Origin of the sequence: Anaerotruncus massiliensis (ex Togo et al. 2026), assembly GCF_030825285.1 — a bacterium.
Lineage (GTDB): Bacteria > Bacillota > Clostridia > Oscillospirales > Ruminococcaceae > Anaerotruncus > Anaerotruncus massiliensis.
This window is the reverse complement of the sequence record NZ_JAPJQF010000055.1, coordinates 1-17,019: the sequence shown is the minus strand read 5'-3', so window position 1 is coordinate 17,019 and position 17,019 is coordinate 1. Positions and strand designations below refer to the sequence as shown.

Here is a 17,019-nt window from a genome sequence, read left to right as displayed (position 1 = left end):
GGGCGGTAGTCCTCCTGCGGCGCGGGCGCGCGGGCCGGGGGGGCCTCCTGCCCGTATGTATCCTGCGCGGCCTCGCGGCTCTTCTTCCGGCGGATTTCCTCCAGGATATCGTCGACATTGTAGTTCTGAGCCATTCCCGTTTCCACTCTCCTCTAAAATCGCAAAAAATCCGGGTTTACCGCTCTGCACGCGTCCGCTGCCGGACGACCTCATACATCAGAATCCCCGCCGCGACCGACGCGTTGAGGGAGTTGACCTTCCCCAGCATCGGCAGCGACAGGATCACGTCGCAGGTCTCGCGGACGAGCCGGGAGAGGCCGAACCCCTCCGAGCCGATCACGAGGGCGGCCGGGCCGGTCAGGTCGCACTCTTCCCAGCGGCCGCCGCCCGCCTCCGCGCCGTAAATCCACACGCCGCGCTTTTTGAGCTCCTCGAGCGTGCGCACGAGGTTGGTCACCCGCGCGACCGGCAGGTGCTCGACCGCGCCGGCGCTCGTGCGCCCCACGATGGGGGTGAGCCCCACGCCGCCCCGCTTGGGCAGGATGAGGCCGTGGGCGCCCGCCGCCTCGGCGGTGCGGATGATCGCGCCGAGGTTGTGGGGGTCCTCGATGCCGTCCGCCACGAGGAAGAAGGGCGGTTCGCCGCCCGCCCGCGCAAAGAGGCCGTCGACCGTGCTGTAGGAAAAGGCCGCCGCCAGCGCGGCAACCCCCTGGTGGGGCAGGCCGTTCGAGAGCGCGTCGAGCTTTTTCGCGTCGACCTTCTTGACCGGCACCCCGCGCTCCTTCGCCATGGCCACGATGCGGGAGATCGGCTGGCCGCGCGCGGGCACCTCGTCGCAGATGTAGACGCACTCCACCTCGCGGGAGCCGCGCAGCAGCTCGATCACCGCGTTGCGGCCGAGCACGGTGTTCTCGTCCTCCCGGTCGAGCCGGGGATTGGAATTCGCCATACGGAGCCCTCCTCCGGAGGGATGGCCTCCGGTTATACGTTCTGTTTTATACAGAGTATATTATAACATAACAGTATACCGGATGCTAGAGATTCGTTGCGATTTTGCAAAAAAAGAGACGATTTTTGCCGAAAAAGATTACAGCAGGAAGAACGCGCACGCAACCGCGGCCCCCACCAGCGCCGCCAGCCCGATTTTGAGGGCCTCTCCCAGCGGGGTTTTGCGCTTTTCATGCCCCGCGGGGTTGTAATCGATCTGCGAGAGGTATTCCCCCGCGCGCGCCCGCAGGCTCAGCTTGTCCTCCCCCTGCGCGTTCGGCCGCAAAAATAAAATCGCCTTTTCAAAGTACCGGTTGTCGGTGTGCACCACCTCGATCACCTTTTGACTGACACCCTTCAGCATCTGCTTGCTCCTTCCCCCGCGCCCGAAAAATTTTTCACCTTCCGCCCCGCGCGGCGGGCGGAAGGGCCTTGCGCCGCAAAAGAGGGGCGGGCGGGCCGCGGCTGCCGCCCGCGCCGCCCCCGACGCCCCGATTTTAAAATCGTTTTGCTTTCCTATTTTGAACAGCGGGTCTTCATTTATTCCCCTGTCAAGGGCCAATTTGAACAAAAATCAGCCGCCCGGTTTTCGGAAACGTTATACGCCGGGTATTACAAAAAAGCCGGAATGGATTCCCCATTCCGGCCCATTGTGGAAAACTCTGTGGAAACGGTAGAAAACTTTGCGGACGTATCCGTGTTTTCCACCTTGTCCCCCTTTCAACGGCGGCGAAAAAAAACGACGCCTCCCAGTTTCTTCCACTACTGCGAGTAATCCGGCCTTCCCCCCGTTTTTGTATAGATTGATAAAGTTCCCTGTAAAATCTTTGTTCCTTTTGGCGGCGCGATCTGCTATACTGGGAGGGTAAAAATTCTGAAAAAGGAGTCCCGCCCATGGCACCAGTTTCGACCGGATGCGGCGCGTTCCTGCGCGGAAACGACGTGATTCTCCCCGATTCGGGCGATTTCTCCCTGCCCGAAACGCTCGACTGCGGACAGGCGTTCCGCTGGAAAAGGCTGCCCGACGGCGGCTTTTTTGGTGTGGCGCGCGGCAGGGCCTGTCACATTGCACAAACGGCCGGGGAAATCCGCATCCTGGGCGGCGCGGAGGACTTCGAGGCGGTGTGGCGCGGCTATTTCGACCTCGACCGCGACTACGGGGAGGTCAAGCGCCGCCTCTCCTCCGACCCCGTCCTCGCGCGCGCCGTCGCCTACGCCCCCGGCGTCCGCGTGCTCCGGCAGGAGCCGTGGGAGGCGCTCTGCTCCTTCATCATCAGCCAGAACAACAACGTCCCCCGCATCAAGGGGATCGTCGAGCGGCTGTGCGCCGCCTTCGGGGAGCCGCTCGGGGAGGGCGTCCACGCCTTCCCCTCCCCCGAACGCCTCGCCGCGCTCGAGCCGGACGACCTCGCGCCCATCCGCGCGGGCTTCCGGGCGCGCTACCTCGTGGACGCGGCACGAAAGGCCGCCTCGGGCGAGGTGGACCTCCCGGCGCTCGCGCACCTGCCTCTCGAGGAGGCGCGCGGGGAGCTCCGGAAGATCACCGGCGTGGGCGCCAAGGTGGCCGAATGCGCGCTGCTCTACGGCTGCGGGCGCGTCGAGTGCGTGCCGATCGACGTGTGGGTGCGCCGGGTGCTCGACCGGCTCTACCCGGACGGCCTGCCCGCCTGCGCGCGCGGCGTGGAGGGGCTCGCCCAGCAGTACCTCTTCCACGCGGCGCGCACCTGTCCCGGCTTCCTGCCCGGGGAAGCCGCCCAATCCTCCGACGGAAGGTGAAGCCATGTCCCCCGCCAAATTCCCGCGGCCCGGCCTGCGGATCTTAAAGTCCGCGCTCGCCGTCTTCCTCTGCTTTCTCATCGACACGCTGCGCGGCGACGGCGTCCCCTTCTACTCCGCGATCGCCGCCATCCTCTGCATGCAGCCCGACGTGCGGGGGGGCCTCCGCGTCGGGCTCAACCGGGTCGTCGGCACGCTGATCGGCGGTCTCTACGGCATGGGCGTGCTCTACCTGCTGCGCACCTTCCTGCCCGAGGGGACCGGGCTCCTGCAGTACGCGATCATCTCCGCCGCCCTCGTCCCGCTCATGTACCTCACCGTGCTCGTCAAAAAGACCTCCGCCACCTATATCACCTGCGTCGTCTTTTTGAGCATCACCGTCTCCCACGGGCTCGACCTCGTCCCCTATGTGTTCGCGCTCAACCGCATCCTCGATACGCTCATCGGCATTTTCATCTCCCTGTTTGTCAACTGGATCCCCTTTCTGCGCAACCGGAAGGCGGGCCAGGAGCAATAAAAGAAACCGGCGTCCGCCGGATGGAGGCAATATGGACCAGACGGAACGCATCACGATTCCCGGCGCGGCGGAGGGGATTCCCGCCCTCCTGTGGGGCCCCGCCTCCGACCGCTGGATCATCGCGGTGCACGGCAACTTCTCGCACAAGGCGGACCGGGTTATCGCCCTGCTGGCGCGGCGCGCCGCCGAAAAGGGGTACCGGACGCTCAGCTTCGACCTGCCGCAGCACGGCGAACGGGCCGGCGGCGCCCTGCCGCCCGATCCGCCGTCCTGTGTAAGCGACCTCGGCGCGGTCTACGAATACGTCCGCCCGCGGGCGGAACGCGTCGCCCTCTTCGGGTGCAGCATGGGGGCCTATTTCGGCCTGCTCGCCTACCACGGGCTGCCCCTCTCCCAGAGCCTCTTCCTCTCCCCCGTGGTCAACATGGAGCGGATCATCCGCGACATGATGGCCGCCGCCGGCGTGAGCGAGGAGCGGCTGCGGGCGGAAAGGCTCATCCCGGTGGAGGGCGGCCCGCCGCTCGACTGGGACTATCTCGACTACGTGAGGACCCACCCCGTGCGCTTCGCGTGGGAAAGCCCGACGTCCATCCTCTACGGCGAAAACGACGCTCTCTGCGTATGGCCGGAGATCGCCGCCTTTTCGCGGCGGTACGGCGCCGAGGTGCGGGTCCTTCCGGGCGGGGAGCACTTTTTTCACACGCCCGGGCAGCTGTCGGCCTTTGACGACTGGGCCGCAGGCGCCCTGCGGGAATAAAAGGCGGCCGCCCCGGGGCGGCCGCCTTTTATTCCCCCGCGGCGCGCGCCCGGGAAAAAGGGGGGCCGCGGGAACCGGCATTTATTGACATCCTCCGACAATGCATTATAATGGAAGCAACCGGACACCTCTCCATTGGGAAACAAAATCTGACAGGCGGTGGTGCAGTTGACCTTCGCGCAGTTCAAACGGATGAAGCCCAAATACAAGCGCCGGCTGATCCTTGTGACGCTCATCGCCCTCGCGCTCTGCATCGGGGTGCTCTTCGGCATCTCCAAGGGCATCGAGGCACTGCGCGTGCGGCTCAACACCACGACGCTCGACAAGATCACCGCCGCCAACGTCCTGGATAAGGCGAGCATGAATAAAATCCTCGAGGTCATGAAGCAGGACGACTCGGCCAACGTGCTCGTGGTGGACAGCGTCCTCACCATGTCGGGCGAGGGCAGGGTGACGGGGCTCACGATGAACCTCACCAACCTCGTCAGCCAGGGCTCCGCCGAGGAGTGGCGGCTGACCGCCACCGAAAAAAAGGCGAAGCTTCGCAAGGTCAAGACCCGCTATGAGAACCTCAACGCCCAGCGCCTGCGGCTCATGGAGTTCAAGACCTACTACCCCGCGCTCTCCCGCGCGGCCTCCCCCCAGCTGCTCACCCTGCTCACCGACCGCGCCCCCGCCGGGGCGAACGGCTCCTATACCTTTACCGACCATTTCGGCAACAACCTCTCCCCCGAATACGACTCCTACCTCGCCCGCGGGCTCGAGGGAGTGTGGGTCTCCCGCATCGGCGGGGTCTCCGGCTTCGCCGAGGGCTACGCCCGCCCCAACGACTGCGCGCCCGCCGTCGTCTCGGTCGAGGCGGTCGACACCGCCAGGAGCAAGAACAAGAAGGTCGTCCTGCTCCCGCCCGAGGACCGGTTCGTCGTCCTGCTCGAGGCGGGCCCCTACGCGTAGGGCCGCTTAAATCCCCCGCTCGAGCATGAGCACGATCACCGTGATGTCGTCCTCATGCCCGTCGGTGCGGCGGCGCCTGGCCTCGTCGGCCAGCTGCTCGCTCAGCTCCTTCGGGTCGTCCCCCCCGTAGTGTTCGAGGTCGGACACCAGCCATTCATAGCCGCCGGCCACCGCGCCGTCCGACACCATGACGATCACATCGCCGTCACGCAGCGTGACGGCGTTTTTTTCGAAGTTCACGCCCCCGAGGATGCCCACCGGCAGCGAGCTCGACTCGACATAGCCCCCCTTGCCCGACTTGCGCAGGAAGGTGGGGGCCGCGCCCGCCTTGTAGAACTCCGCCTTGCCGGTGTAGAGGTCGACGCCGGTGATGTCGATCGTGGCGAGCGATTCGTCGCCCGATTTGACGAGCAGCGCCGAATTGACGAGCTTGAGGGAGGCGTCGAGGCTCACGCCCGCCTCGATCAGCCGCGCCAGCAGCTCGGAGGTCATCGTCGAGTCGACCGCCGCCGCGCCGCCGCTGCCCATCCCGTCCGACAGGATGACGTTCACCCGGCCGCCCCGGCCGTCGACATAGCTGTAGCTGTCCCCGCACAGCCGCGAACAGCTGCTCCCCAGCTGGGTCGCGCCCCACTTGACCGTGTAGACCGCCTTCTCGGTGAAGGTCATCACCGTCGCCGCGCAGTCGGTCCGGTTTTTGCAGGCGGGCAGGCCGAAATCCCGCCCGCAGATGTCTGACAGCGACACCGTCAGCTCGGTCAGGTCGAGCCGCGAGAGCTTGTAGGTGGGGATCGTGACCTCCAGCGTCATGTTCGCGCCGCCGTCCACCGTGCAGGTCACGAGGTCGGGAAAGACGTTCAGCGACTGGAGGTACTCCCGCACCTTGCCCGCCGTCGTGCCGTCCTGCGTGGCCAGCTCGTCGAGGTCGCGCCCCATCGCGTCGATCATCAGCGCCATCCCCTCGAACTGGTCGGTCACCACCCCGCGCACCTGCGACACCTTGCGCCGCATGCTCTCCCGCGCGGTATATTCCTGGAAGAGCAGGTTCATCTGGGTCGAAAGCTCGGGGAGGCGCAGGCAGCTCTTGGAGAAGTAGGCGGGGAACGCCTCGGGCGCCAGCTCCTCCCCCCTGCGCAGCACCCCGAGCGCGTCGTTGAGCACGTTGCAGGTGTCGGTATATTTGAGCTGCCAGCAGACCGAGCGGTTCTTGCACTTGCGGCACACCCGGTCCGCGGCCGCGTTGTAGACCGACGAGAGGTCCCCGCTCACCATCCCGGAGAGCCGCTCGTTGACCCTGCGGGTCGTGTCGGCCACGTCCCGCAGGGCGAGCGACACGCCGCCGATTCGGTTCTTCAGCAGCGCCTTGTAGGTCTCCCCCTGCACCGCCCGGTCCCCCGCCGGGCGGGCGGAAAACCGCTTGAGGAAGGAGGCGGGGATGAGGATCGAGAGGATGCTCGCCACGAATACCTCGATGAGCAGCCCGCGGTCGAGGATGCGGCGGGCGGCGAGCAGCGCGAAGGTGTTGACGACGATGAACGCCCCGGCCGAGGCGGCGCGCCCCATCGGCGCGAACACCCCGGCCAGCAGCCCGCCGAAGCCGTAGGTCCCCATCAAAAAGGTGTACGGCCCGCCGATCACCCCGGCGGACACGCCGGCCGCGACCCCGGCGATCGCGCCGCCCGCCTCGCGGGCGGCCTGCGCGCAGATGAGGATGACGAGCACCGCCAGCGTGCGCCCGACCGACACGCCGAGCACCTTGAGGTTGACGAGGGCGAGGATGACGATGCAGAAGGTAATGACCAGCGAGGTCACGTCGGTCTGGCGCAGGTTGTCGGCGCCCAGCTCAAGCGCCTGCGCGGACCGGGAAAAGAAGTAGGCGGCGCAGCAGGCGAGCAGCAGCTCGGCCACCGCGAGCACCCCGTCGTAGACGCTGCCGCCCGAGAGGAAGGTGATCGCCAGCGAGGGCGGCCCGAGGGCGAGGGCGGTGAGCGCCTGGCCGGACGGGCGGATCCCCTTGAGCAGGCTGCCGGAGGAGAGGACCCAGCGCAGCAGAAACAAAAACGCCATCGCGACGATGTACTTGACGTTCCCAAGCACGTCGAGGGAGAACAGATAGCCGAGCGTGGCGCCGAGGATGGCCGCCGCGCCGAACTTCTGTTTCGCGGATGCCGCGAACGCCACCCCAAAGGGGGCGAGCCCGCCCAGCACGAACGCGTTGGCCGACACAAAGCCCGCCGCGATATACCCGAGATATCCGAGCCCGAGCTTGTGGGCGCGTACCGCCTGGCGCGCCCGCGCGCCGATCGAAAGCCCCGCGAGGCCTGTCCTGTTCTGCATAAAGTTCACCTGTTCCTCATATGATAGAAGGTTATCCTTGCTGTAACATTAATTGTAGATATTACAGTCTGCATAACCGGTCGAAAGAGGTTGTCGATTTTGGAGGCTTTCCGGCGGAGCGCGCGGCAAAAAAGCCCCCGCCTTCCTTGAAATGCCTTTCCGCTTGTGCTAAAATACTTGCATATGATTTAATGTGCGAAAGCATCCTGCCGGAACGCAGAAAGGACGGCCCATCATGACCTATCAGTTTTCCAACCGCATGTCCTCCCTCCAGCCCTCGCTGGTGCGTGAGATTTTGAAAGCCACCTCCGACCCGGAGGTCATCCCCTTCGCGGCGGGCAACCCCGCCCCCGACGCCTTCCCCGTCGACGACGTGCGCCGCATCACGGCGGAAATCCTCCGGGACCGCCCCATCGACGCGCTGCAGTATTCGATCACCGAGGGCTACCCGCCCCTGCGCGAGGCGCTCAAAAGGATGGTCGCCGACCGCTACGGCGTCCCGATGGAGGGAAACGACCTCATCATCCTGTCGGGCGCACAGCAGGGCGCCGACCTCGCCACCAAGGCGTTCGTCAACGAGGGGGACACCGTCCTCTGCGAGGACCCCTCCTTCATCGGCTGCCTGAACTGCTTCCGATCCTACAACTGCAACCTCGTCGGCGTCGAGATGGAGGCGGACGGCCTCAACCTCGAAAAGCTCGAGCGCGCGATGGCCGAGCAGCCCAACGTCAAGCTCCTCTACGTCATCCCCAACTTCCAGAATCCGACCGGCATCACGACGAGCCTACATAAGCGCAGGGAGATCCTGCGCCTCGCGCAAAAATACGACGTCATGGTCTTCGAGGATAACCCCTACGGCGACCTGCGTTTCGCGGGCGAGCCGCTCCCCGCGATCAAATCCTTCGACACTGACGGCCACGTCCTCTATGTCGGCAGCTTCTCCAAAATTCTCGCGCCGGGCGTCCGCGTCGCCTTTGTCGCCGCGCCTCCCGCCGTCATCGCCAAGATGACCGTCGGCAAGCAGTGCGCCGACGTGCACACCAACATCCTCGCCCAGATGATCTGCGAGCGGTGGCTTGCCACCGCCGACCTCGGCGCGCATTTCGCGCGCCTCCAGGAGATCTACCGCCGGAAATGCGCCCTCATGCTCGACTGCATCGACCGGGAGTTCTCCCCCCGCGTCGCCCACACCACCCCCGAGGGCGGCCTCTTCCTCTGGTGCACCCTGCCCGAGGGCGCGGATATGATGGATTTCTGCAACCGCGCGGTCGCCGAGAAGGTCGCCGTCGTGCCGGGCATCGCCTTCCTCGCGAGGGAGACCGACCCCTGCCGCAGCTTCCGCATGAACTTCTCCACCCCCACCGACGAGGCGATCGTCGAGGGGTGCAAACGCCTCGGCAGGCTGACCCACGCGCTTTACGACTAAGAAGATAGGAGCTTTCACAATGGAACAGACCGCACAGCCCAAACCCGAGCGCAGACAGCGCATCTTTTCCGGCATCCAGCCCACCGGCATCATGACGCTGGGCAACTACCTCGGCGCGATCAAAAACTGGGTCGCGCTCCAGGATGAATACGACTGCGTCTACTCGGTGGTCAACATGCACGCGATCACCGTCCGCCAGGACCCCAAGGCCCTGCGCGAAAACACCCTCGCCGCGCTCGCGCTCGTCATGGCCTGCGGCATCGACCCGGAAAAGTCGGTGCTCTTCATTCAGAGCCATGTCAAGACCCACGCCGAGCTCTCGTGGGTGCTCTCCTGCAACACCCAGTTCGGCGAGCTCTCCCGCATGACCCAGTTCAAGGATAAGTCCGCCAAGCATCCCGAAAACGTCAACGCCGGCCTCTTCACCTACCCGGTGCTCATGGCCGCCGACATCCTGCTCTATCAGGCCGACCTCGTGCCCGTGGGCATCGACCAGAAGCAGCACCTCGAGCTCGCGCGCAACATCGCACAGCGGTTCAACGGCGTTTACGGCAACGTCTTTACCCTGCCCGACGGCTATATCCCCAAGCTCGCCGCCAAGGTCATGTCCCTTCAGGAGCCCACCAAAAAGATGAGCAAGAGCGACGACAACCCCAAGGCTTTTATCGGCATCCTCGACAAGCCCGAGACGATCGTCAAGAAGTTCCGTTCCGCCGTCACCGACTCGGAGGCCGAGGTCGTCTGCCGCGAGGGCAAGGACGGCATCAATAACCTCATGGCGATCTATTCCGCCGTCACCGGCAGGGACTTTCCCGCCATCGAGGCGGAGTTCGCCGGACGCGGCTACGGCGACTTCAAAACCGCCGTCGGCGAAGCGGTCGCAGAGACCCTCCGCCCCGTGCGCGAGCAGTTCGACCGCTATATGGCCGACAAGGCCTTCCTCGAGGAATGTTACAGGAAGGGCGCCGCGCGCGCCGAGGCGATTTCCCAGCGGACGCTGGATAAGGTCTATAAGAAAATTGGGTTTTTGGCGAAATAGGTTTTTTTGAATTTGCCGCTCGGGGAGCGGTGCAGTTTGTCGGTGGCCGGCCGACGGCCGTTTTAGGTTTGCCGCTCATTGAGCGGCGCAGTTTGTCGGTAGTCGACCGACGGCCGTTTTAGGCTTGCCGCTCATCGAGCGGCGCAGTTTGTCGGTAGTCGACCGACAGCGAATTCCTTTCTTGATCGCCCAAGAAAGGAACCAAAGAAGGGCGCGAGGGGCTTCGCCCCTGCGACCCCAGCGCCGCCTCCAGTTGGCCTTCGGCCAAAGTCGGCGGCGCCCTGCCACGGATCAGCGAACGAGCCTACAGCAACCCGCCAGCCGCCGCGCCGCGGGCGCAATGCCTCTGCCCGAGAGCCTCCGGGACCGTCCTATCATGCTTTCGGGGAGATACGATCCCAGAACGCAAAAGAGCGCCGCCCATCCGGACGGCGCTCTTTTAGTTTTTTGTAATCTCACTATTATCTAATGCATAATCAAGCAACATGCCAATCAGCTCATTACGAGATCTTCCACTCGCTACGGCCAACTTTTCAACCCGTTCTACCGTTTCTGTCTTAATCCGAATTGAAAACGTTTTATAGCCGTCGTCTCCCTTGGGGCGCTTGGGGCTAATATGCAACTTTCCTTTACTCATAAAACCCCTCCTGCCTTAAAGTATACCTTGACATTTTTACGTATGATATGTTATACTTTATGTTAAATAACATGTTATTATTCAAAGAGGGGGGCGTAACAGTGCCCAGCTATCAGAAGATGTACCGCATCATGCTAAAGGCGGCAAGTGAAGCGGCAGAATCACTGGACATATATGAACGACTCGTCGCAGACCAGACACGTAAACTTCGGGAGGCACTGCGAGAAGCCGAAGAGCTATGCAAATCGAGTGAAAGCGCGGAGGACGCGTAAAGGAGCCGCCGAGAGGCGGCTCCTTTGATATAGCGCGGCGTGGCCCGCAAGGTTGGGCGGAAAACTGTGCGGCTTCGCCGCGCACGCGCGCAAAGCGCGCGAACGCCCGGAACGGGCGTTGTTTTCCGCCCTGTGGCCGTGCCTCCCCAGAAGCACCCCCGGTACGGTTCCGGAGACTCACGGGCAGGGGCATTGCGCCCGCGGCGCGGCGGCGAGCGGGATGCTGCACACCCGCCCATTGATCCGTGGCAGGGCGCCGCCGACTTTGGCCGAAGGCCAACCGGAGGCAGCGCGGGGGTCAAGGGGGCGCAGCCCCCTGCGGCTTCTTTCCCCCATTTCTTGTCCGTACAAGAAATGGGGCCGCCCGCCGGGGCGGGACCCGGCAACTACGCCGCTCGACGAGCGGTATGTCTAAGGGGTCGCTGTCGGTCGACTACCGACAAGCTCCACCGCTCCCCGAGCGGCAAATCTAAAACCGCCGTCGGTCGGCCACCGACAAGCTCTGCCGCTCCCTGAGCGGCACATCTGAAGCGCCCCGAAGGGGCAGTCCTCCGAGCGAAAGCTCAATAAAAAAGAAGCTTCACAGCAAGCGCCGAAAGAAAGAACCCGGAAATATCCGCGCTGAGGGCGGCGGGGATGGTATGCCGGGTATTTTTGATGCCCGCCGCGCCGTAATAGACGGCGATGGTATAGAAGGTGGTTTCCGTGGAACCCATCATGACGCTGGCAATGCGGCCGGCGAGGCTGTCGGGGCCGTGGCTGCGGAGGATGTCGTTGAAAATCGCCATGGCGCCGCTGCCCGAAATGGGGCGGATGAGCGAAAGGGGGATGACCTCGCGGGGCAGGCCGAGCAGCTTTCCGATCGGCTCGAGGGCAAAGGAGAGCAGATCGAGGCCGCCGCTGGCCTTGAACATGCCGACGGCGACGACGAGCGCTACAAGGGCGGGCAGGATGCTGACGGCGGTCGTGAGCCCCTCCTTCGCGCCCTCGACGAAGAGGTCGAACACCTTGACGCCGCGCAGAAGCCCAAACCCGACGATCCCGGCGATGGCGAACGGGACCATCCAGACGCCGACCGCGGTCACGGCCGTTTCCTCCAGAGGGGCGCGAGCAGCCCCGCCATCACGATGCCCACGGCCACCGAGCCGACCGATGCGATCCAGGTGGCGGGCAGGATGTCCAGCGGCGCGGCGGAGCCCGCCTGCATGCGAAGCATCGCCGTGGTGGCGGGGATGAGCTGGATTGAGGCGGTATTGACGACGACGAACATCGCCATATCGTTTGTCGCGGCGCCGTCGGCGCGCTGTTCTTTGGCCATCTCGCACATCGCGCGGATGCCCAGCGGGGTGGCCGCGTTACCGAGGCCGAGGAAGTTCGCGATGAGGTTCATGGTGATGGCGTTCACCGCCTCGCCGTTGGGGCGCAGACCCTTGAAAAGGCGTTTTGTGACCGGAGAGAGCAGGCGGGAGAGCAATTCGGTGAGGCCCGACTCCTGTGCAATCTTCATAAGCCCGCTCCACAGACAGAGCATCCCGGTGAGGGAGAGCACCAGCGTGACCGCCTCTCCCGCCTGCCCCATGGCGGCTTCGGAAAGCTGGGGCATCCGGCCGGTCAGCGCGGCGAAAACGAAGGAAAAGAGAATGATTCCTGCAAAAATGACGTTCATCATACCCGGACACCCCCTATCGGTTCCGTATATGTATATTATACAGTTTATTCTTTTATGTTTCGTTATTCATGACAAATATTGACGCATTTTTCACAAATTCGTTTACAATTTTACAAAAATACGTTATATTGTTAGTTAAAGGCATTTTTGCCGGATAGGGGGTGTATAAATGAAATCTACCGGTATCGTCCGCAAAGTCGACGAGCTGGGACGCATCGTTCTTCCAATTGAGTTGCGCCGCACTTTAGACATTAATGAAAAGGATTCCCTTGAGATCTACGTGGATGGCAACCATATTATCCTGAAGAAATATGAGCCCGCGTGCATCTTCTGCAACAGCGCGACGAATGTCGTCAGCTTCAAGGGAAGAAACGTCTGCGCCGAGTGCATCAATCAGTTGTCTGACGCAAAATAGCTGCGTTGAATGTGTGGGAAGAGAAGAAGTAGTCTTTTTGGGAAACAGAAAAAAGCACAGGACATTGGGTCCTGTGCTTTTCTCTTTCTTTCGATTTGTGACCGGTCAGACGGGCGCTTCCCCCTCCGGTCCGGAACCGCCGGTTTCCTCCCCGCCCGGCCGCGGCGCGGGCGGTTCTTCCGCGGGCGCCCGGGAGGCCTGCGCCTCCAGGTAGCGGTCGATCTCCGGCTTGTATTCCCGGGTGGAGTCCCCATACTCGTCCACGCCGCCGCTCTCCCCCGTCTGGATGAGGTAGCGCGCGTACATCGCGAGGGAGGCGCTCTGGTAGGGCACCAGATAGAAGCAGATCCCCAGCTGGGCGAGCATCAGAAGCAGGAGCAGGCCCGTGACCTGGAAAAGGTAGAAGGGATCGGAGAAGGGGATAAAGAGGACGAGCAGCGCCGCCAGCAGCGACGGCAGGTACCAGAGGATGAAGGAGAGGGCGAAGAGGAAGACGCTCCCCTTGTAGCCGCGCACCAGCTTCACGCCCTCCCGGATGGCCGCGCGCGCCTTGTAGCCGGGGTGCTCGGCGAGCAGGTAGGGGGCGAGGAAATAGCGCAGCCCGACGATGACGATCACGACGCAGGCGATCACCATCCAGACGAGCATGAGCAGCATGGCGAAGGTCCGGGTGGCGCGGCCGGCTCCGCCCGCGACGGAGAGCAGCCCTGTCAGCAGGGCGAGTGGGACGGTCAGCAGGAGGGTCCAAAGGAGCATCCGGAGCCCGATGAGGAAGTTGAGCCAGAGCGCGCGGAAATACCCGGCGGCCGTCTCAAAGTAGTGGAAGATGCCCGTTACGCCGTCCCGCTCGCCGCCCGTGCGGCGGTAGTACCAGCGGATGATCCCCTGCCGCAGCGGGGTCATGATGAAAAAGACGAGCAGCGACACGAGCAGCGTGATCGCGATGGAGGCGGGGGCGATGTTCGCCGCCGCCCGGAAGGCGTTACCCGTGCCCGAGCGGTTGACGAATTCCGACACGCCGCTCACCTCGCGGATGCCGTATTCCAGCAGGTTGATCAGCACCCCGGGGATCACGGAGATCAGCATGATGCCGATCGCCCTGCCCCAGCTGCCCGCCAAAGCCCGCCTGGCGTTGGTCTTGAGCGCCCTGAAAAGTCCCATTGGTATCCCTCCCTGCGGGAGTCGTCCCGCGGCGGATTACTGATTGCTGTTCATAAGGTGCGCCGAACAGCCCGTTTTCACGCGGCCCGGCGCAAATTTTCCCATCCGCTCACGCGAGCAGTTCGGCGGCCCTCTGGGCGACGAAGCCGCCCATCTGTTCGGTCGTCCACACCGGCAGCCCGTCCCCCCGGATGTCGGGGGTGCGCGCCGTTCCCAGCGCGTCGGAGACCGCCTGTTCGACCGCGCCCGCCAGTTCGGGCAGGTCGAAGGTGTAGCGCAGCATCATCGCCGCCGAGAGGATGGTCGCCAGCGGATTGGCCTTCCCCTGCCCCGCGATGTCGGGCGCGCTGCCGTGGATCGGCTCGTAGAGGCCGAAGGGGCCATCCCCAAGGCTCGCGGAGGCGAGCATGCCGATCGAGCCGGAGATCATCGACGCCTCGTCCGAGAGGATGTCCCCGAAGAGGTTTCCGGTCACGAGCACGTCGAACTGCGCGGGGTCGCGCACGAGCTGCATGGCGGCGTTGTCCACATAGAGGTGGGTGAGCGCCACGTCGGGGAACTCCTCCGCCACGCGGGTGACCGTCTCCCGCCAGACGCGCGAGGTCTCCAGCACGTTCGCCTTGTCCACCGAGGTCACGCGGCGGTCCCGCCTGCGTGCCAGGCCGAACGCGACCCTTGCGATCCGCTCAATCTCGGGCACGCTGTAGCCCATGATGTCCCTGCCGTGGAGGACCCCGTCCCGTTCAAAGCGGCTGTGCTCGCCGAAATAGACGTCCCCCGTGAGCTCGCGCACCACCATGATGTCCACCCCGGCGCCGACGATCTCGTCCCTGAGGGGGGAAGCGGCCCTGAGCGCCGGGAAGATGGTGGCGGGGCGCAGGTTTGCGTAGAGGCCGAGCGCCGACCGGATGCCGAGCAGGCCCTTTTCGGGGCGCAGCCCGGAGGGGAGGCCGTCCCACTTGGGGCCGCCCACCGCGCCGAGCAGCACGGCCTGGGCCGCGCGGCACTTCTCCACCGTCTCGTCGGGCAGCGGGACGCCGGTCCGGTCGATGGCCGCGCCGCCGAGCAGCGCGTAATCGAGGCTGAGCCCGACGCCGCGCGCGCCGCAGACGGCGCGCAGCACCCGGACGGCTTCCTTGACAATCTCGGGGCCGATACCGTCGCCCTCGAGCACGCAGAGGTTCAGATTCATAGCGTACCTTCTCCTTGTAACGATATTATGTACATTCTAGCACGAAAATGTAAAAAGTCCACCAAAAAACGGCCTGCTTATTCGTCGGAATTGTCCCCCTGTCCGGACGGATAGGGGATCTGCTCGTAGACCTCAAACTTCTGGTCGCGCATCCACATCTGCGCGGAGAGCAGCAGCGTGTACCCCTCGCCGGGGCCCGCGTTCCAGCGCACCGCCTCCCGCTCGGGCAGTCCCATCGCGGCCAGCAGGTTCATGATGAGCGCGCCGTGCGTCACGACCGCCACCGAGGTCACGCGCTCCTCCATCATCCGGGCGAAGATGTACGCCACCGCCTCGACGGCGCGCCCCAGGAGCGCCGCCGCGCTCTCCCCCTGCGGCGGGGCGGCCCCGGCGGGGGTCGCGATCCACGCCCGGAAGGCGGGGTCCTGCTCGAGGTCGGTGATCGTCCGGTTCTCGAACGCCCCGAAGTCGAGCTCCCGCAGCTTGTCCAGCGGTTCGAGCGGGCGGCCCGGGTAGAGCAGCTCCGCCGTCTGCCGCGCGCGCAGCAGCGGGCTTGTATACACCCGCTCCGCCCACGGGTACTCGCAGGTGTCCCGCAGCTTTTCCAGCTGCGCCCGACCCTCGGGACAGAGCGGCAGGTCGGTGCGCCCGATGTAGCGCCCCTCGAGATTCGCCCGGGTCAGGCCGTGCCGGAGCAGATGGATTTTGTATGTTAGCATAAACGAAACGCCCCTTTTTGACTTTTTTTCACAAAACTTTCATTTTCTCGACATGCCCTATTTACAAAAGGTTTTGGTTATTATATAATTTACAGTACGTAAAAGGCCTTTTCCGGGACCTCCACGGGTCCTGAGAGATAGATAAAAAAGGTTCTTGAGGGGTATTGACAAATGAACGCTGACTTTCCAAGGGTCCTGACCTTACTGCGCAAGGAGCGCGGCATCAGCCAGAAGCTCGCGGCATCCAAGCTCGGGATTTCGCAGGCGCTGCTCTCCCATTACGAGAAGGGCATCCGCGAATGCGGGCTGGATTTCCTCATCCGCTGCGCCGATTTTTACGGCGTTTCCTGCGACTATATGCTCGGCCGCTCCCCCGACCGCACCGGCTCCAAGCTGACGGTCGAGGATATCCCGGAACCGGACAGCGTCGGCAAGGAGAATGTCTTCAAATCGGGCGTGCTCCCCGTCCTCAATAAAAAGCTGATCGCCAACTCGCTCAACATCCTCTTCGACATGCTTTCGCGCAGCGCGTGCAAGCCGCTCGTCAACGAGGTGTCCTCTTTTCTGATGCTCGCGGTCTACCGGATGTTCCGGCTGGTCTACGGGGCCAACCCGCGCAATCAGAGCGCGATGTTCACCGTGCCCGACACCGTCGCCCAGCAGTACGCCGACGCCGCCATGCAGGTGTGCAGCGCCAACGCCTATTCGATCGCCAAGGGCGATCCCGCCGTGGACATGGAGCGCATCCCCAACGTGGACCCGCTCTACGTCACCACCGAGGCGCTCTCGCGGGACTACCCGCTCTTCGCCTCGTCCCTGCTCAACCTCATCCAGAATTCCGAGGCCCGCATCGCCTACCCGGCCGCCGGGAAAAAATAGCGCGGGCGTTCCCCATCCGGACCGCGGCGCGCGCCCCGGCGGAGCCATGGGGCTATTTTACCATTTTTTGCGGCGCGGCGCAATCGCGCGGCGCAAAATTGAACCGTTTCCGCCTGCCGGGGCCCGTCCGTTCGGACGGGCCCTTTTTAGCGCGGCGGAAAACACGGGGACGGGGCGGGGCCCCGGACCCACCGCCCCGCCGGCAGCCACAACTGCTCCCCCACACCGGACACAACTCCATGTTGGTACTTCGTCCGGCAGACGTGACCGAAACGACAATTG

The 17,019-nt window shown here is 64.2% G+C and carries 17 protein-coding genes; 8 read left to right on the top strand and 9 right to left on the bottom strand.

The features are described 5' to 3' along the window. Nucleotides 1-175: 175 nt before the first annotated feature. On the bottom strand, nucleotides 176-949 hold the full coding sequence (gene rlmB, locus RCI06_RS12430; protein ID WP_101549198.1) for a 23S rRNA (guanosine(2251)-2'-O)-methyltransferase RlmB: 774 nt from the start codon (nucleotides 947-949) through the stop codon (nucleotides 176-178). A gap of 138 nt (nucleotides 950-1,087) precedes the next feature. After that, the gene (locus RCI06_RS12425) at nucleotides 1,088-1,351 is read right to left on the bottom strand and encodes a hypothetical protein (RefSeq protein WP_121587278.1); all 264 of its coding nucleotides are present in this window, start codon (nucleotides 1,349-1,351) and stop codon (nucleotides 1,088-1,090) included. Nucleotides 1,352-1,881: 530 nt separating this feature from the next. On the opposite strand from RCI06_RS12425, the gene RCI06_RS12420 reads away from it, so the two are divergent. The 4 genes from RCI06_RS12420 (at nucleotide 1,882) to RCI06_RS12405 (ending at nucleotide 4,991) form a co-directional block, all read left to right on the top strand. Further along, the gene (locus tag RCI06_RS12420) at nucleotides 1,882-2,763 is read left to right on the top strand and encodes a DNA-3-methyladenine glycosylase (protein ID WP_101549194.1); all 882 of its coding nucleotides are present in this window, start codon (nucleotides 1,882-1,884) and stop codon (nucleotides 2,761-2,763) included. A 4-nt stretch (nucleotides 2,764-2,767) separates the two neighbouring features. Next, the gene (locus RCI06_RS12415) at nucleotides 2,768-3,280 is read left to right on the top strand and encodes an aromatic acid exporter family protein (protein ID WP_276873352.1); all 513 of its coding nucleotides are present in this window, start codon (nucleotides 2,768-2,770) and stop codon (nucleotides 3,278-3,280) included. A gap of 31 nt (nucleotides 3,281-3,311) precedes the next feature. Continuing rightward, complete coding sequence (locus tag RCI06_RS12410; RefSeq protein WP_306576244.1) at nucleotides 3,312-4,037, top strand: carboxylesterase; 726 nt, start codon at nucleotides 3,312-3,314, stop codon at nucleotides 4,035-4,037. A 168-nt stretch (nucleotides 4,038-4,205) separates the two neighbouring features. Next, nucleotides 4,206-4,991, top strand: a complete 786-nt coding sequence (locus RCI06_RS12405; protein ID WP_276873346.1) for a hypothetical protein — start codon at nucleotides 4,206-4,208, stop codon at nucleotides 4,989-4,991. A gap of 6 nt (nucleotides 4,992-4,997) precedes the next feature. Here RCI06_RS12405 and RCI06_RS12400 read toward each other — a convergent pair whose 3' ends face one another. After that, on the bottom strand, nucleotides 4,998-7,328 hold the full coding sequence (locus tag RCI06_RS12400; protein ID WP_306576243.1) for a SpoIIE family protein phosphatase: 2,331 nt from the start codon (nucleotides 7,326-7,328) through the stop codon (nucleotides 4,998-5,000). A gap of 235 nt (nucleotides 7,329-7,563) precedes the next feature. Between RCI06_RS12400 and RCI06_RS12395 the strand changes: the two genes are divergently transcribed. Continuing rightward, nucleotides 7,564-8,754 (top strand): PLP-dependent aminotransferase family protein, encoded by a 1,191-nt coding sequence (locus RCI06_RS12395; protein ID WP_101549184.1) that lies wholly within the window; start codon nucleotides 7,564-7,566, stop codon nucleotides 8,752-8,754. 19 nt (nucleotides 8,755-8,773) lie between these two features. Next, nucleotides 8,774-9,793 (top strand): tryptophan--tRNA ligase, encoded by a 1,020-nt coding sequence (gene trpS / locus RCI06_RS12390; protein ID WP_101549182.1) that lies wholly within the window; start codon nucleotides 8,774-8,776, stop codon nucleotides 9,791-9,793. Between the two features lie 439 nt (nucleotides 9,794-10,232). Here trpS and RCI06_RS12385 read toward each other — a convergent pair whose 3' ends face one another. The 3 genes from RCI06_RS12385 to RCI06_RS12375 form a co-directional block, all read right to left on the bottom strand. Continuing rightward, nucleotides 10,233-10,430 (bottom strand): ribbon-helix-helix protein, CopG family, encoded by a 198-nt coding sequence (locus RCI06_RS12385; RefSeq protein ID WP_306576242.1) that lies wholly within the window; start codon nucleotides 10,428-10,430, stop codon nucleotides 10,233-10,235. An 835-nt stretch (nucleotides 10,431-11,265) separates the two neighbouring features. Beyond that, nucleotides 11,266-11,787 carry a spore maturation protein gene (locus RCI06_RS12380; RefSeq protein ID WP_306576241.1) on the bottom strand — a complete coding sequence of 174 codons (522 nt, stop codon included), beginning with the start codon at nucleotides 11,785-11,787 and terminating at the stop codon, nucleotides 11,266-11,268. Continuing rightward, entirely contained in the window at nucleotides 11,784-12,371 is a 588-nt protein-coding gene (locus RCI06_RS12375) for a nucleoside recognition domain-containing protein (RefSeq protein WP_306576240.1), read from the bottom strand. Before RCI06_RS12375 ends, RCI06_RS12380 begins: the two co-directional genes overlap by 4 nt. Nucleotides 12,372-12,540: 169 nt before the next feature. Between RCI06_RS12375 and RCI06_RS12370 the strand changes: the two genes are divergently transcribed. Continuing rightward, on the top strand, nucleotides 12,541-12,786 hold the full coding sequence (locus tag RCI06_RS12370; protein WP_101549176.1) for an AbrB/MazE/SpoVT family DNA-binding domain-containing protein: 246 nt from the start codon (nucleotides 12,541-12,543) through the stop codon (nucleotides 12,784-12,786). 105 nt (nucleotides 12,787-12,891) lie between these two features. Here RCI06_RS12370 and RCI06_RS12365 read toward each other — a convergent pair whose 3' ends face one another. The 3 genes from RCI06_RS12365 to RCI06_RS12355 form a co-directional block, all read right to left on the bottom strand. Continuing rightward, nucleotides 12,892-13,947: a DUF975 family protein gene (locus RCI06_RS12365; protein ID WP_306576239.1), complete on the bottom strand. Its 1,056-nt coding sequence runs from the start codon at nucleotides 13,945-13,947 to the stop codon at nucleotides 12,892-12,894. Between the two features lie 109 nt (nucleotides 13,948-14,056). After that, nucleotides 14,057-15,139: a 3-isopropylmalate dehydrogenase gene (gene leuB, locus RCI06_RS12360; protein WP_101549172.1), complete on the bottom strand. Its 1,083-nt coding sequence runs from the start codon at nucleotides 15,137-15,139 to the stop codon at nucleotides 14,057-14,059. Between the two features lie 77 nt (nucleotides 15,140-15,216). After that, nucleotides 15,217-15,858 (bottom strand): histidine phosphatase family protein, encoded by a 642-nt coding sequence (locus RCI06_RS12355; protein ID WP_306576238.1) that lies wholly within the window; start codon nucleotides 15,856-15,858, stop codon nucleotides 15,217-15,219. A 171-nt stretch (nucleotides 15,859-16,029) separates the two neighbouring features. On the opposite strand from RCI06_RS12355, the gene RCI06_RS12350 reads away from it, so the two are divergent. Further along, complete coding sequence (locus tag RCI06_RS12350) at nucleotides 16,030-16,737, top strand: helix-turn-helix domain-containing protein (protein ID WP_101549168.1); 708 nt, start codon at nucleotides 16,030-16,032, stop codon at nucleotides 16,735-16,737. Nucleotides 16,738-17,019: the final 282 nt, after the last annotated feature.

What these genes read in the sequence shown, in the direction of transcription:
- rlmB (WP_101549198.1), bottom strand. Translation starts at nt 949, where the DNA reads ATGGCGAATTCCAATCCCCGGCTCGACCGGGAGGACGAGAACACCGTG.
- RCI06_RS12425 (WP_121587278.1), bottom strand. Translation starts at nt 1,351, where the DNA reads ATGCTGAAGGGTGTCAGTCAAAAGGTGATCGAGGTGGTGCACACCGAC.
- RCI06_RS12420 (WP_101549194.1), top strand. Translation starts at nt 1,882, where the DNA reads ATGGCACCAGTTTCGACCGGATGCGGCGCGTTCCTGCGCGGAAACGAC.
- RCI06_RS12415 (WP_276873352.1), top strand. Translation starts at nt 2,768, where the DNA reads ATGTCCCCCGCCAAATTCCCGCGGCCCGGCCTGCGGATCTTAAAGTCC.
- RCI06_RS12410 (WP_306576244.1), top strand. Translation starts at nt 3,312, where the DNA reads ATGGACCAGACGGAACGCATCACGATTCCCGGCGCGGCGGAGGGGATT.
- RCI06_RS12400 (WP_306576243.1), bottom strand. Translation starts at nt 7,328, where the DNA reads ATGCAGAACAGGACAGGCCTCGCGGGGCTTTCGATCGGCGCGCGGGCG.
- RCI06_RS12395 (WP_101549184.1), top strand. Translation starts at nt 7,564, where the DNA reads ATGACCTATCAGTTTTCCAACCGCATGTCCTCCCTCCAGCCCTCGCTG.
- trpS (WP_101549182.1), top strand. Translation starts at nt 8,774, where the DNA reads ATGGAACAGACCGCACAGCCCAAACCCGAGCGCAGACAGCGCATCTTT.
- RCI06_RS12385 (WP_306576242.1), bottom strand. Translation starts at nt 10,430, where the DNA reads ATGAGTAAAGGAAAGTTGCATATTAGCCCCAAGCGCCCCAAGGGAGAC.
- RCI06_RS12375 (WP_306576240.1), bottom strand. Translation starts at nt 12,371, where the DNA reads ATGATGAACGTCATTTTTGCAGGAATCATTCTCTTTTCCTTCGTTTTC.
- RCI06_RS12370 (WP_101549176.1), top strand. Translation starts at nt 12,541, where the DNA reads ATGAAATCTACCGGTATCGTCCGCAAAGTCGACGAGCTGGGACGCATC.
- RCI06_RS12365 (WP_306576239.1), bottom strand. Translation starts at nt 13,947, where the DNA reads ATGGGACTTTTCAGGGCGCTCAAGACCAACGCCAGGCGGGCTTTGGCG.
- leuB (WP_101549172.1), bottom strand. Translation starts at nt 15,139, where the DNA reads ATGAATCTGAACCTCTGCGTGCTCGAGGGCGACGGTATCGGCCCCGAG.
- RCI06_RS12355 (WP_306576238.1), bottom strand. Translation starts at nt 15,858, where the DNA reads ATGCTAACATACAAAATCCATCTGCTCCGGCACGGCCTGACCCGGGCG.
- RCI06_RS12350 (WP_101549168.1), top strand. Translation starts at nt 16,030, where the DNA reads ATGAACGCTGACTTTCCAAGGGTCCTGACCTTACTGCGCAAGGAGCGC.